Source organism: Paenibacillus sp. JNUCC 35, from assembly GCF_058269095.1.
On the sequence record NZ_CM177771.1, the window covers coordinates 1,490,992 to 1,503,875 of the forward strand.

At 59.2% G+C, this 12,884-nt stretch carries 14 protein-coding genes; 10 read left to right on the top strand and 4 right to left on the bottom strand.

What is annotated here, in order from left to right:
- Window positions 1-13 precede the first annotated feature (13 nt).
- Window positions 14-1,054 (top strand): glycosyltransferase family 4 protein, encoded by a 1,041-nt coding sequence (locus AC2TF6_RS06755; protein WP_491310426.1) that lies wholly within the window; start codon window positions 14-16, stop codon window positions 1,052-1,054.
- Window positions 1,055-1,327: 273 nt separating this feature from the next.
- Here AC2TF6_RS06755 and AC2TF6_RS06760 read toward each other — a convergent pair whose 3' ends face one another.
- Window positions 1,328-2,239 carry an NAD-dependent epimerase/dehydratase family protein gene (locus AC2TF6_RS06760; protein WP_491310427.1) on the bottom strand — a complete coding sequence of 304 codons (912 nt, stop codon included), beginning with the start codon at window positions 2,237-2,239 and terminating at the stop codon, window positions 1,328-1,330.
- 255 nt (window positions 2,240-2,494) lie between these two features.
- On the opposite strand from AC2TF6_RS06760, the gene AC2TF6_RS06765 reads away from it, so the two are divergent.
- Complete coding sequence (locus AC2TF6_RS06765) at window positions 2,495-3,739, top strand: glycosyltransferase family 4 protein (RefSeq protein ID WP_491310428.1); 1,245 nt, start codon at window positions 2,495-2,497, stop codon at window positions 3,737-3,739.
- A gap of 189 nt (window positions 3,740-3,928) precedes the next feature.
- Here the strand turns inward: AC2TF6_RS06765 and AC2TF6_RS06770 are convergent, their stop codons facing one another.
- Complete coding sequence (locus AC2TF6_RS06770; protein ID WP_491310429.1) at window positions 3,929-4,381, bottom strand: hypothetical protein; 453 nt, start codon at window positions 4,379-4,381, stop codon at window positions 3,929-3,931.
- A gap of 122 nt (window positions 4,382-4,503) precedes the next feature.
- A complete protein-coding gene (locus tag AC2TF6_RS06775; protein WP_326054269.1) occupies window positions 4,504-4,899 on the bottom strand; it encodes a hypothetical protein in 396 nt (131 codons plus the stop codon).
- A gap of 175 nt (window positions 4,900-5,074) precedes the next feature.
- On the opposite strand from AC2TF6_RS06775, the gene AC2TF6_RS06780 reads away from it, so the two are divergent.
- The 7 genes from AC2TF6_RS06780 (at window position 5,075) to AC2TF6_RS06810 (ending at window position 9,988) form a co-directional block, all read left to right on the top strand.
- On the top strand, window positions 5,075-5,704 hold the full coding sequence (locus tag AC2TF6_RS06780; RefSeq protein WP_491310430.1) for a DUF1796 family putative cysteine peptidase: 630 nt from the start codon (window positions 5,075-5,077) through the stop codon (window positions 5,702-5,704).
- A 28-nt stretch (window positions 5,705-5,732) separates the two neighbouring features.
- On the top strand, window positions 5,733-6,341 hold the full coding sequence (locus tag AC2TF6_RS06785; protein ID WP_491310431.1) for a DUF1796 family putative cysteine peptidase: 609 nt from the start codon (window positions 5,733-5,735) through the stop codon (window positions 6,339-6,341).
- Window positions 6,342-6,579: 238 nt separating this feature from the next.
- A complete protein-coding gene (locus AC2TF6_RS06790) occupies window positions 6,580-7,416 on the top strand; it encodes a glycosyltransferase family 2 protein (RefSeq protein WP_491310432.1) in 837 nt (278 codons plus the stop codon).
- Window positions 7,388-8,659, top strand: a complete 1,272-nt coding sequence (locus AC2TF6_RS06795) for a hypothetical protein (RefSeq protein ID WP_491310433.1) — start codon at window positions 7,388-7,390, stop codon at window positions 8,657-8,659. The genes AC2TF6_RS06790 and AC2TF6_RS06795 overlap by 29 nt, the downstream gene beginning before the upstream one ends.
- Window positions 8,660-8,795: 136 nt before the next feature.
- Entirely contained in the window at window positions 8,796-9,080 is a 285-nt protein-coding gene (locus AC2TF6_RS06800) for a hypothetical protein (RefSeq protein WP_491310434.1), read from the top strand.
- A gap of 129 nt (window positions 9,081-9,209) precedes the next feature.
- Window positions 9,210-9,539, top strand: a complete 330-nt coding sequence (locus AC2TF6_RS06805; RefSeq protein WP_491310435.1) for an alpha-helical endospore appendage domain-containing protein — start codon at window positions 9,210-9,212, stop codon at window positions 9,537-9,539.
- Entirely contained in the window at window positions 9,536-9,988 is a 453-nt protein-coding gene (locus AC2TF6_RS06810; protein ID WP_491310436.1) for a hypothetical protein, read from the top strand. The genes AC2TF6_RS06805 and AC2TF6_RS06810 overlap by 4 nt, the downstream gene beginning before the upstream one ends.
- 211 nt (window positions 9,989-10,199) lie before the next feature.
- On the opposite strand, the gene AC2TF6_RS06815 is transcribed toward AC2TF6_RS06810, so the two are convergent.
- Entirely contained in the window at window positions 10,200-11,183 is a 984-nt protein-coding gene (locus AC2TF6_RS06815) for a ketoacyl-ACP synthase III (RefSeq protein ID WP_491310437.1), read from the bottom strand.
- Between the two features lie 265 nt (window positions 11,184-11,448).
- Here AC2TF6_RS06815 and AC2TF6_RS06820 point away from each other — a divergent pair, with 265 nt between their 5' ends.
- Entirely contained in the window at window positions 11,449-12,756 is a 1,308-nt protein-coding gene (locus AC2TF6_RS06820; RefSeq protein WP_491310438.1) for a purine/pyrimidine permease, read from the top strand.
- Window positions 12,757-12,884 lie beyond the last annotated feature (128 nt).

Consider the following 12,884-nt stretch of genomic DNA (forward strand, 5'->3'; position numbering starts at 1 on the left):
AAGGAGGAAAAGCATGAGGCTGGTATTTCCTATCCTTACCTTGAATTTCGGCGGCGCCCAGCGGATGTTGGCGGAAATTACGAACGGATTGGCGGACCGCGGTTATGACGTTACCATCGTGATGCCCGCTCATGCCGAAGTCAAGTTCGATATCCGGGCCCGGATTGTCCGTGGCCGTCACAGCATTACGCTGGACGCGGATGATATCCCGCCCGGAGACGTGGTGATCTCCAACTTCTACACGACCGTGCCCGCATGCGTGGAAGCGAGCGCGCGAGACCGGAGTGTTCATGCCCGGTTCAGTCTTTGCTACGAACCGACTTTTCTGCCGGACGATCATATCACGTTCCCCACCTATCATACGACGCCGCATCTTATCGTACTGTCCGAGTGGCAGCAGAAGCTGATCGAGCTCAATCACGGCATCCGCGGACATATTGTTCCGATCGGACTCGGACCGTTCATGCAAAATCTGAACCTCCGGGAATCCACCCCGCCCGCTGTCAAAATTTCCGCTGTCGTCCGCAATTCGGAGGGAGGGATTGCCTGGCACCGCGACCAGGATTATCTGGTCAGCCAGCTCTCGTTCGTCAAACACCATTATCCCGATACGGAAATCAATCTGATCTGCCCGCCCGACGAATTTCATACCGCACCGAGTCTGCAGCGCCTTCGCGATACGGGCAGTTTTCAATTCTGCCTGCCCAATAACGACGAGGAGCTGCGCTACCTCTACAACAAAACCGATATCTACGTCAGCTCTTCGCTCTACGATTCCGGTTCGCTGCCCGGCCTGGAGGCCATGAGATGCGGGGCGGCGCTCGTCACGACGTATTCGGGCGGGAATGCGGATTATGCGCGGCACGAGCACAACTGCCTCCTTTCCTACCGGTACCAGAACCGGCTGGCGGCAGACATCGTCCGGCTTATCCACGATAAGGAGCTGCGGGCCCGTCTGGCTCTCCAGGGCCAGTATGATTCTTATCTATGGCCGTGGACCAGAAGTGTGGATGCGTTCGCCCAAGCTATCCACGATATCTGGAACAGCCGCTGACTGTTTCGCAAAAAAAGCAAGCCCCGGTATTCCGGATTATCCGGAATAGACCGGGGCTTTTTTTCGGGCAACGACGCGGTATCGGCACCGGACCGAGACGGCATGGCACCGGTACGGGACCCGCGAGACATGGCAGGCACCAAGGGGACCCACGAGGCATGACGGGCATCAGTACGGGACCTGCGAGGCATGGCAGGCATCGGTACGGGAACGACGCGACATGGCGCAGACACGGCGTCGGCTTCCGTCCGGTGCCTGCAAACCCCGGCCGGCTTAGGGCAGGAACGCGGCGCAGGTTTCCCGCAGCCCGTCGGCGATGCGGTACCGGGGGCTCCAGCCCAGTTCTTCCCGTACCCGGCGGTTGTCCAGACAACTGTGCCGGATATCGCCGGGCCGGGCTTCGCCGAACAGGATCGGAACAGGCGCTGCCCGGGTCTCGCGGATGAGCTCGGCCAGCTGCCGGATGGTCGTGCTCCGGCCCGTGCTGACATGGTAGAGCCCGTAGCCCGTAAATGCGGCGGCCGCCAGATTGGCCTCCACCACGTCCCGGACATAGACGAAGTCCCGGGTCTGCCCGCCGTCTCCGTGAATCGTGATGGGCTGCCCCCGGCGCAGCTGCTGCAGGAACACGGCGACTACGCCACCCTCCCCTTTGGGCATCTGCCTCGGGCCGTACACGTTTCCGTAACGAAGAATCGTATAGGGCAGTCCGTACAGCTTGTGAAAAATCCGGATATACCCTTCCGCCGCAAGCTTCGACTGACCGTAATACGAAATGGGCGCGGCCGGGATATCCTCCGTTAATTTTTCGTGCACGCTGTCTCCGTACACCCCGGACGTCGAAGCGAAGACGAACCGCCGCACAGCCGACTTCCGGCAAGCATCAAGGAGCGACACCGTTCCGGTAATGTTGACCTGCGCATCAAAAGCCGGATCGGCTATGGATCTCTGAACGTCGGCTTGAGCGGCCAAATGGAACACGACTTCGGGGCGGATACGTTCGACAAGCTCGTGAAGCTCCGGGCTGTTTAGTTCCAGGACATGAAGAACGGCTTGGCCGGGGACCCATTCGGCCCTTCCGCTCGACAAGTTGTCGAGCACATGGACTTCATGGCCCCCGTCCGCGAGCGCTTGCGCCAAGTGCGAGCCGATAAAGCCCGCCCCTCCGGTGACTAGGGCTTTCATAACGCACCTCTTTTCTCTGTGCTTGTATCCTCCATATCGTATGAAAGCAGAGGGGCGAAGGTCCGGGCGCAAGCGGACGAATCGGCCGGTCCGGCACGTTTCCGCCGCCTTTTTTATAGGATAGAGGCCATTCTCCATGTCAATCCCGTTATCCCGTCCATATGATAAAAGAAGATGCTTGTTCTCCGCGCAAACGGTGCGGGCTGCAGGGACGCCGGTAAGGAAGGAAACAGAGGCGAAACGGGGGGAAGGCTCTTGAAAATATTGCTCGCGACCTATTGGCCGATTCCCCATATCGGCGGGGTATGGCCGTTCATGCTTCAGCTCAAGGACCGGCTGGAAGATTGGGGGCATCAGGTCGATCTGATGGGAAACGGACCCGACGAACCCAAATATTACATCTACGGAACCGGCCAAAAGGTGATGAAAGACGACCTGATGCACATGCTTCAGGCAAAATTAAACCGGAACACGCTGCCGGTCCTTCATCAGGACCCGCTCGTGCGCCGGGTGGAAATGGACCGCTACTGCATGGAATTGGCCGCAGCTTCGTTCGGACTTCAGCAGTACGATGTTATCCATGCCCAGGACGTGATCGCCTCGCTCGCATTAAACCGGGTAAGGCCTCCAAGCACCGGTCTGGTGGCGAGCCTTCACGGATCTCTGGCAAGGGAGATTAAAATCTTGCTCGACGAGGACGGCAGACTGGATTCCGAGACGCTGCGGCCGCTTGCGCACCTTTATTACCGCACGCTCGAATATCACGGCGCCATGGCGGCGGAGAAGGCGGTAACGGCCTCCAACTGGCTGAAAAACGTCCTCTCCCGGGAATACGGCGTCCCCGCCGGGCATATCGAAGTATCGCCCTACGGATTCGATATGGAGCCGTTCGCGCGCAAGCTCGCTGCCGGTACGCCCCTGGTCCGTCCGGAAGGGAAAAAACTGATTGTGTGCCCGGCGCGTCTGGAAACGATCAAGGGTATTCACTTTCTGATCGGTGCCCTGGCCAACTTGAAACAAAGACGCTCCGACTGGCTCTGCTGGCTGGTCGGCGACGGCGACAAACGCGATGAACTGATCGCTCAGGTGAGGGATGCCGGGCTTGAGGATGACGTCCAGTTTCTCGGGTACCGGGAAGATGTGCCGGCCATTCTGGCGCTCTCGGATATCTTCGCGCACCCGAGCGTGCAGGATAACCAGCCCTTTGCCGTCATGGAAGCGCAGACGGCAGGCAAGCCGGCCGTCGTCTCCAATGCGGGCGGGCTGCCGGAAATGGTCGCGCACGGCGAGACGGGGTTTGTCTCTACGGTAGGCGACACCGATACGCTGGCCTACCACCTGGAGCTGCTGCTTGCCGACGACGAACTCCGGCTGAAGATGGGCGAAGCCGCCCGCCTCTCGGGCTGTGAGCGCTGGTCCCTGGACCGGATGACGAGGCATTTCGTAGAGACCTATCTGGCGGCCGGACACAGCCGGGGACGATTTTACGGCCGCGGGTAATCGCCGATTGTCGCCGATAAACGCCGATAACAGCGATAAATGCCAACAAACGCCAACAAACGCCGATAACGGGGTAAATGCCCAAAAAACCTCGCGTTAGATGTGAGGTTTTTTTGTGAGCCGCAGCGCTAGATACAAAAAAGGGCAGACAGAGTAGCATCCCGCCTGCCTTTGCCGCAAAAGATCCCGTTACGGAGCGATAACGAATGCCCCGAAGTGAACGGGTCCGCGAATCGATATGCTGCCCAGCCCGCGTACGGCAACGGTCAGGAAGTAGGGCTGAAAACCGGCCGGAACGACCGAAGCTTGAATCGAATGCTGGAACGAAACCGTCAAAATGTTGTCCGTGATAGTCGTCAGAACGCCGGTACCGATCAGAGCCGAATCGTCCGTCTCGTAAATGACGGTTCCCGTCGGGCTGCCTACGCGGATTCTGACCTGCAGAACCGGGAGCAGCGGAGTGGCGAGAAGAAGGTCGGGCTGCCAGCCGATCGTTCCCTCGAAACGGAGAATGTCGGTCGTGGCGGAAGGCGACAGGCTGATGGTCGCGATGCCGACTTCGACGCCGCCCAGCAGCGGATTCGTCACAGGAAAAGGCAGGGAACCTCCGCCTATGAGAGCATCATTAGTCTGATAGTCCAAGATGGTAGCCGTGGTAGTTCATCCCCTTCTGAAAAAAAATATACTTACAAGATTAGTAAATTCACTCACCGGCTCTTTCGAAACGGACAAGTAGTCCGGTAAAAACAACCAATTCAAGGGAGTCAGTTCTCTTCCAGAACAAATCCCTCGAACACAATCGGGCCTTCGATCAGCGCTTTGCCTCCGGGCGAACGCACGGTCAGGTAATAAACCGCGATTTCGGCCGCGCCCCCTTCGTCTTCCCCTTCCATCTTGGCCGTCCCCCCGCGGAAGCGCGAATCTTCGCTGCTCTCGACAACGGGTCCGCCCGGATGGTCGCGCCGTATTTTGATTTCCAGCTCACCGATGTCGTAAGTGACGGGGTTGCTCCAGGCGATGCTCACATTAAAAAGAATCCGGATGCCCGGCGTAATTCCGTACAAATAGAGGGGGCACAGGAACACTTCCTGATCGCCCGCTTGAAGCGGCAGCGCATGGGTATGCGGATCTATTTCCACCTTCTGATAGTACTTGTACATGACGTTTACCTCCGTGTTCCGGATGCTCGCGGCTCACATCCTTTCTAACAGAGTATGCCGGGACGCGGCGGGGGATTGGATGTGCGCGTCCATTTTTCCGGGCAAGGACGGGGGTCCACGCTGAACGACCCCATTGCGCATTGTATACAAGAGGATGCCAAAAGGAGGGAGTACAATGCGTTTACAAGACTTGGCGGGGAGCTACGACTCCGTATTCAGCCTTGGACAAAACTGCCTGCCGGCGATTCAAATGGAAAAGCACGGCCTGCGCTCTACCGCAGGGGTGCTGGATTGGATGATGTCGGATTCGCTCGTGGACGTGAACCGGCTGCTGGGCAGACGGTTTGACGGATTCATGGAGCTTGCCCATATGAGCGTGGTGGAGCCGGTTACCCTTCAGCCTAATTATCAAGTGAAGGATTCCGCATACGGCGTCATATCCGTCCACGATTTCCCGGTGAACCGGAATTCGCCGGAACAGCTTTTCACCTACGGAGAATTCAAGGAAAAGCTGAACCGCCGGATTAACCGGTTTTTAAAAAAATTAAGCGAGGAAAAGCGTATCCTGTTCATTCGCATGCATGGAACGTACGAGGAGACGGCTGAACTGGAGCAGGTGCTGAACGGGCTTGTCGCGCATGAATACAAGATCCTGCTGGTGGAATATGAACAGGTACCGGGCCTGGTCGAGCTAGACTGGCCGCTGCCGCATACGTGCGCCGTCCAGGTTCCCTATGCGGATATCTGGAATTTTAACAGCGACCGCTGGTGGGATACTTTTTTTGCCGATATCAGCTTGAAATAAGTTGCGGTAGAAGGGAGACGGGGCGTCCATGGACTTAAGCGGAATAGCCGGAAAGTACGATTTGATTTACAGCCTGGGGGAGAACTGCACCCCTTCCATTCAATTAAAAAGAATGAACTTGCGTTCGTTTTCGGGTGTATTCGATTGGATGGTTTCCGAACTGGAAGATGTGAGCGGAGTATTGGAAAACAGATTCCAGGGATTTATGGAGCCGGGCAATTTGAAGGCGGTCGGGGTCGATTACGGAGGCGGCAATTTTCTGATAATGGATAGAAAATCCCGGATTATTTCGGCGCATGATTTCCCACAAAATCAGAACCATATCTTCCACCTGGCTTCTTATCCGGAATTCAGGAGCAGGCTCGACCGCCGCATTTACCGGACCCTGCATCACCTGATGTACGGCAAACGGCTGCTGTTTGTCCGAACGAACGCGTATTACGAGGAGGCGCGCGAGCTGGAGCGGGTGCTGAACGGGCTGGTGAATTACGATTACCGGGTATTGGTGATCAATCACAGCAACGCCGACGGCATCACAGACCTGCAGTGGTCCCTCCCCCAGACGTGCGCGGTCGGCTGCTACAGCATCAACCCGGATTGTTGGGATACGCTTTTCAAAGACGTCAGCCTGGGCTGAACCCGGGGACCGGCGGTCCCTAAAGAGCCGTCCGCTCTCCGGGGGTTGTGCCGGCAGTTCGCTGCCGGTTCCGCAAGGTGGGTGTCCAGGCTCATTTCAAAGGGCATGGTCCCGCTTACTCCGGCGGAAAAGACAGCCTTTTTTTGCGCGTCTCCACATCCGCCCTCCCGATCCGGCGATCCGGCCCATACGATATGACAGAAGATGCCGCAGAGAAGGGGACGGAGGTGAGCGGCAGGTGAAGAAGAGGCGGAAGACATCGCTTGCGCAAAGCAGGGACGGAAGAAACCTGCACACGTACCGCAACGATCCCGCTCCGAAAGTGTCCGTGGTGATTCCGGTCTATAACGAGCGGCGGTCTCTTGCGGCTGTCATAAGGGAAGCGTACCGCGTTCATCCGAGCGTGGAGGTAATAGCCGTAGTGAACGGCTCTACGGACGGTTCCCGCCGCATTGTGGAGAAAATGGGGCCGAGGATGATCGCGTTCGATACGGCGCTCGGCCATGATGTCGGCAGGGCCGTCGGAGCGCGGGCGGCCCGAGGAGATATTGTGCTTTTTACAGATGGGGATATCGTGATTCCCGCCGCAAAGCTCTCCGCTTTCGTCAAAGCCGTGGAGAACGGGGCCGATGTGGCCATGAACACCTACATCGGCCCGGTCAAGCGCGACAGCGTCCACTGCGTTGTCCTTGCCAAGCATGCGCTGACCGCCATGCTGGACCGGCCGGACCTGGCGGGAACGTCGCTGACGACGATTCCGCACGCGTTAAGCCGCAGGGCGATAAGCGAGATCGGGGCGGAGGCGCTCGCCGTCCCGCCCAAGGCGCTTGCGCTTGCGCTGCGTAAGGGGCTGAACGTTAAGGCCGCGGTATATGCGGCCGTGGGAGCCAAGAATCCCAGGAGGAGAAACAGCGCCGGAAGCGATCCCGTAGGGGATTTGATCATAGGCGATCACCTGGAAGCGCTGCATGCCTGGATCGAGGCCGTAGCGTTTTCGGAAGGGACCGCGGAGCCTCTCCGGACAGAGACGGGGAAGGAAGGAGCGGATGAAGCGGATGAAGCGGATGACGACTAAGAAGAAGCTGTCCGGCACAGCGAGAGGGCAGAAGCCGCGAAGCCTGATGCGGACCCGCAGCGGAAATCCCGGGAAAACCGGCGGGAAAGCGAAGGCGGGAACGTCCCTGAAGGGACGGCGAATGGCCGAGCTTGCGGCAGCCGGACGGAGACTGGGAGGTCTGCTGGCCGCAGGCTTCCCGGTCCGGTCCGCTTCCGTAGACGGAGACGAAGCGGGCTCCTGCCGGACGGATGAAGCGGCGGCGCGCAGACAGATGAACGATCTCTGGGCCCGCCACGGCGGAGTGCTGAGCGCTCTGAATCCCGCGGGACCGGAATATGCGGCTGCCGCTTCGGCTTTTGCCCAGGGCTATTGCGAGAGGGCGGGGCTGCCGGACAAGGGCTGGTTTCCGTTTCCTTCGGATCAGCGGGTTTCCGCCGTCATTCTTTTACACGGCGCGGGACCGGAAGCCTTCGATGTGCAGGATTCGCCCTTGCTGAGACTGCTCGGGGAGCTGGAGAGGCTGGCTCTGCACGAGGTTATCCTCGCTTCGCGTGACGAGGCGGTTACCCCGCAGCTGGTTCAAGTTTTTGCGGCTCCGCGCCTTGGAGCGGAAGTGAAGCTTGTTGGCGCGGGAGACGTGTCCGCCGGGACCGTATCCGGGGGCGGAGAAGAAAGGCAGGCGGCAGCGGAAGCGGCGGAAGGAGATATCCTGGTATTCCTGGATGCGTCCGTGTCTTCTGCAGCGGAGGAGATAGCGGCGCTTGCCGGTGTGATCGCCAGAGGGAGCGATGCCGCCTTGTGCGGCGTTACCGCGGAGCTGCCTCTCTTTCACAAGCGCTCGCCCGAAGTCATGGCGAAGCAGTTCGTCAACTACGCGCTGGGCCGACGGGATTTGCAGGCGGACAGCTTGACCGTGCTGCCCCACGCTCTGTCCCGCCAGGCGGTGACGAAGCTCGGCGCGGAGCTTGCCCATCCCGCCAAGGCGCATGGAGCCGCACTGATCGAAGGCCTCGCGGTTTCTTCCGTGCGGCTTTCCGGCGGGGATACGCGGTCCGCGAGCGGCTTCCGGCCTTTCGCCTGGCTGGACCGGAGCCGGGCGTCCGATCACCTGGAAGCGCTCGGGCTCGCCATGGAAAGGCTCGGTCCGCGGCTTTTCTATCCGGACAACTGGCGCCGCCGGGAATACGCTGCGGATGCGGACTCTCCGGGTATAGCGGAGGAGCCGTCCGTTTCGGGAGATTTTTCAGGGGAAAGTATCTGAGCGGGAATTAAGGAAGCGGGGTCCGCCGAGTCCGGTCCGACTGCAAGTGCCGTCGCTTGTCCGCGGACACCGGCGGTTCACCGTGCATATACTTTTGAATAAAGAAATCCGGACGGTACAGGAAAGGAGGTACGGGATGGAGCGCGAAAAAGACACGCTGGTGCGGCATATTTCCAGATCCCATCTGGAGCTCGCCAAAATCCTTCACTATAAAAGCGAGGTAGCCGCGCATATGGCGGGATTGATCGGTCAAATTCCGGATAAGAACCCGGCGTTTGAGGATACGCTTCTGAATCAATCGGTTAACGTCACACGGAATGTGACGAGTTACTTGTCCTCGCTCGCGGATCTGGAGGAAGCGCTGGCGACCAACCTCGGGCTCGCCGTGAAGGAATTGGAAAGCGGCGAAGCGAACGAATAGCCTCTGGAAGACGGGAGCCGTAAGCTGAAAGACGGACGTCGGAAGCATGCCGAAAGCCGAAGCGGAAAGAAGCGGAGGGCGGATACGGCAGAGTACGCAAGGCATGAAAAAGAAAGGCGGGCGGAGCTTGTGAGCAGGGAAGTCTCCTATGTACGGATTCTCCAGTCCGTGGCGCAAATGCAGGTGAGCATCGCGTCGATACTGGAAGCGAAGGCGGCGGAAGCCGAGAAATCGAAAGCGTGGATATGCAGTCACCTGACGGCTGAGCAGTTTGCCACGCATCAGGATCAGGTGCAGCAGCCGCTGGAAGTTCACGACGGTTTGATCGAGCTGATCGAGGCGATGACGAGAATGGAACAGTCGCTTGGCAGGCATCTGCAGATTGTAATCGGGGAACAGGAAAATCAGGGCGGTGGTATGGGCGATTACTCCGATTTGCTCGGAGGCGGGAACAAATGAACGCGCGCCTGACGGAGGATGCCTGGAAGCTCGAGATGCTGCAGGCTCTGGCCCGCAGCCAGCGGGCGATGATGCGCGTAACCGAGGCGGCCGCCGCACTGCCGGGAGCCGCTGTGCCGGACGCGGACTCCTCTTGCGGAGAAGCGGCTACGGCGGGCGGCAATCAGCCCGCCGATCTGCTGCTTCCGCCGGAGGAGTTTCCCGGCGGCCGGCGGCCCGGTTCCGCGGCCAGCGGGCTTCTTCATACGCTGGCCGCCTATCATTTCGTGCTGCAGCGCAAAATCGACCTGCTGCTGCAGCCGCGCCGCCGCCGGTCGAAGACCGTCGCGAAGCCGTGGCTGAACACGCGGGAGCAGGTCCGTTCGGGCACGCGGGCGCTTGTCTGCCCCGGCGCGGAAGAGCCCGGGGCAAACGCTGAAGGAGCGGCGGCTTCCGCGCCGTCCGGTTGAGCCCGGCGGGAGCGGGAGCCGCCGCTTGCGTCGGCATATGCGCGCCGGTGTGAGCGGGAAAGCGGGGGCAAGAGCAGGAGCAAGCGTAAGCGGACGCGCAAGCAAAAGCGCTAGAGCTTGAGCTGGTGCGGAAACAGGCGCTGTGCCGGTCTGGCGGCAGATGAGAATGCAGAATCGGCAGATGCGGCAGATGCGGCAGGCAGCGGGTTTCTCATCCCCAGCGCACGAGCAGCCCGCCATGTACCAGTCCGCCGCCGAAGCCATAAAGAAGCAGCAGATCGCCCGGTTTGATTTTGCCTTCTTTCAACCCCATATGGAGCGACAGCGGAATGGTGGCCGCCGAGGTATTGCCGTAATACTCCAGGCTGTACAGCGTTTTCTCGACAGGGAAATCCATGCGCTCGCAGACGGATTCGATAATGCGCAGATTAGCGCTGTGCGGGATAAACCAGTCTACTTCGGACATCGCCATACCGGCCGAATCCAGCAGTGCGCTTACCCCCTTGGGAACCGTGCCGGCGGCGAATTTGTACACTTCCCGGCCGTTTTGGACAAGCTTCCCGGCACCCTCCAAGTTCTTCTCCCCGAGACGGTCCGCCAGTCCGGAGCGGTACAAATGCACGCCGCCCGTACCGTCCGATCCCAGATGGTGCCCAAGGAAAGCGCCGGGAGTCCCGCCCTCCGCTGCCTCAACGAGAGCGGCCCCTGCACCGTCGCCGAGCAGAATGCACGTGGTACGGTCTGTATAGTCGGTAATGGCCGACATGTGATCGGCGCCGAGCACGAGAATTTTGCGGTGCAGGCCCGCCGTAATAAAAGCGTTCGCCGTATGAAGCGCGTAAACGAAGCCCGCGCAGGTCGCGTTCAGGTCGAGAGCGCCCGTCGACGGGATGCCGAAGTGAGCCTGTACGAGACAGGATACCGTCGGAAAAGGAAGATCCGGCGTATTGGTCGCCGTCAGGATCAGATCCACATCCTCCAGAGAAACCCCATATTCGGCGATCATGTTATCGATGGCGGAGATGCACATATGACTCGTATATTCTCCGGGAGCGGCAATCCGTCTTTCCCGCATGCCGGTTCTCTGGACGATCCATTCGTCGTTCGTTTCCACCAGGCGCCCCAAGTCGGAGTTCGTCAATCTTTTCTCGGGAACATAGCTGCCGACCGCGGAAATTCTTGCTTTCGAGTTCATCCGATCACCTCATCAAGAATATAGTAGTTGATATTAGTACCAGGTACTAAAGTTAATGTACACTAAAAAAGACCCCTCTGTCAATCGGCTAACTTCCCGTGAAATTTCTATTTCAAATGCGGACGGATTCGTCTATGACCCGGCAAAAAGTTTTTTCCCGATTTCTTGCCAAACTTTGTCCGGGTGGGATATGATTATTTTTTTAACATACCTTAAGACTGTAAAGATTTGTTTATAGTCGAGCCCGACAAGGAGTCTTGTTCCGATGAAATTGTTTTTTTCTACGATTCAGTGGCTGGCCTTTATTCTGGCCGGGAGCCTGGTCGCTCCGCTTGCCGTAGGCAATGCGCTGCACCTGCCGCCCGCGGATATCGCGACGTTTATGCAAAGGACTTTTCTGCTGATCGGCGTCTCCGCCCTTCTGCAAACGCTTTTCGGCCACAAACTGCCGATGATGGAAGGCCCCGCCGGCCTGTGGTGGGGTATTTTCGTTGTGTACGCGGGCCTGATCTCTTCGGGTGCCCTGGCGCTCGCGGACGGTCTTCGCCAGCTTGAAATGGGCATGCTTCTGACGGGGGCGCTGTTCCTGCTGCTCGGTGCCTTGAGGTGGATCGGAAAAATCCGCAAGCTGTTCACGCCTCTCGTTACAGGCACGTACCTGCTGATACTGGTCGCCCAGCTCAGCGGCTCTTTTATGAAAGGACTGCTTGGAATCGGCTATCTGCAGGATGCCGTGGATTCCCGGGTTGCCCTGCCGGCTTTCGCCGTGCTTCTGCTTTCGATGCTCCTGCCGCGGACCCGCAGCCGCTTTCTCCGGAATTACTCGATTCTGCTTTCGCTGCTGACGGGCTGGGTCCTGTTTATGCTGCTGGGTATCGCGCCGGACGTGCCGGCTTCGGATGCGGCGTTCGCCCTGCCGGGAATTTTCGAGTGGGGACTTCCCCAGTGGGATGCGGGCATTCTGCCGACGTCCGTCCTGATCGGTCTGCTGCTGCTCGCGAACCTCATTGCAAGCATTCAGGTCGTGGAAAAAGTATCCGCCGACAAAAACGCGGCCGCAGCCCCCGTGAACTACAACCGCACCAGCCTGATGATGGGCGTCTCGACGGCGCTCGGAGGCTTGTTTTCCGCGATGGGCTGCGTGCCCATTTCCGGAACCGCGGGTTTCATCCTGACGACGGGGCTGGTTCAGCGGCTGCCGTTTGTGCTGGCCTCCGTCTGCATGGTGCTGATCAGCCTGTTCCCGCCGGTCACGGCCATTTTCACTTCGCTGCCGATGCCGGTTGGCTATGCGGTCATCTTCGTGCCGTTCGCTTCGATGATCGGCCTAGCGCTGCGCGAATATCATTCGCTCAAGGGCGGCGACCGCGATTATTTTATTATCGGGGTGTCGCTTATGATCGGCATCGGCAGCTTGTTCGTCCCCGCTTCGGCGATTGCTCAGCTTCCGGGTCTGGTCCGCACAGTAGCCAACAACGGGCTTGTGCTGGGTATGCTCGTTTGTATCGTCCTGGAGCAGTTTTTTCTTTACCGGGAACGTTCCGCACGTAAAAAAGACGCCACCGCAATGTAAGCCGTGCGTATGTAAAAAAGCCCCTGACAGGCCGATGCGTTGTATGCACATCTCCTTAGTCAGCGGCTTTTTTGCTTGCCGCGCGGTAGGGGCGGTTGCGCAGCAGCGTCAACGGCTGCGGCTCGCGC

Coding starts and splice junctions, on each gene's coding strand:
- AC2TF6_RS06795 (WP_491310433.1), top strand. CDS start 7,388: ATGAAGCGGATGAAGCGGATGACGACTAAGAAGAAGCTGTCCGGCACA.
- AC2TF6_RS06820 (WP_491310438.1), top strand. CDS start 11,449: ATGAAATTGTTTTTTTCTACGATTCAGTGGCTGGCCTTTATTCTGGCC.
- AC2TF6_RS06785 (WP_491310431.1), top strand. CDS start 5,733: ATGGACTTAAGCGGAATAGCCGGAAAGTACGATTTGATTTACAGCCTG.
- AC2TF6_RS06755 (WP_491310426.1), top strand. CDS start 14: ATGAGGCTGGTATTTCCTATCCTTACCTTGAATTTCGGCGGCGCCCAG.
- AC2TF6_RS06815 (WP_491310437.1), bottom strand. CDS start 11,183: ATGAACTCGAAAGCAAGAATTTCCGCGGTCGGCAGCTATGTTCCCGAG.
- AC2TF6_RS06800 (WP_491310434.1), top strand. CDS start 8,796: ATGGAGCGCGAAAAAGACACGCTGGTGCGGCATATTTCCAGATCCCAT.
- AC2TF6_RS06775 (WP_326054269.1), bottom strand. CDS start 4,899: ATGTACAAGTACTATCAGAAGGTGGAAATAGATCCGCATACCCATGCG.
- AC2TF6_RS06760 (WP_491310427.1), bottom strand. CDS start 2,239: ATGAAAGCCCTAGTCACCGGAGGGGCGGGCTTTATCGGCTCGCACTTG.
- AC2TF6_RS06780 (WP_491310430.1), top strand. CDS start 5,075: ATGCGTTTACAAGACTTGGCGGGGAGCTACGACTCCGTATTCAGCCTT.
- AC2TF6_RS06810 (WP_491310436.1), top strand. CDS start 9,536: ATGAACGCGCGCCTGACGGAGGATGCCTGGAAGCTCGAGATGCTGCAG.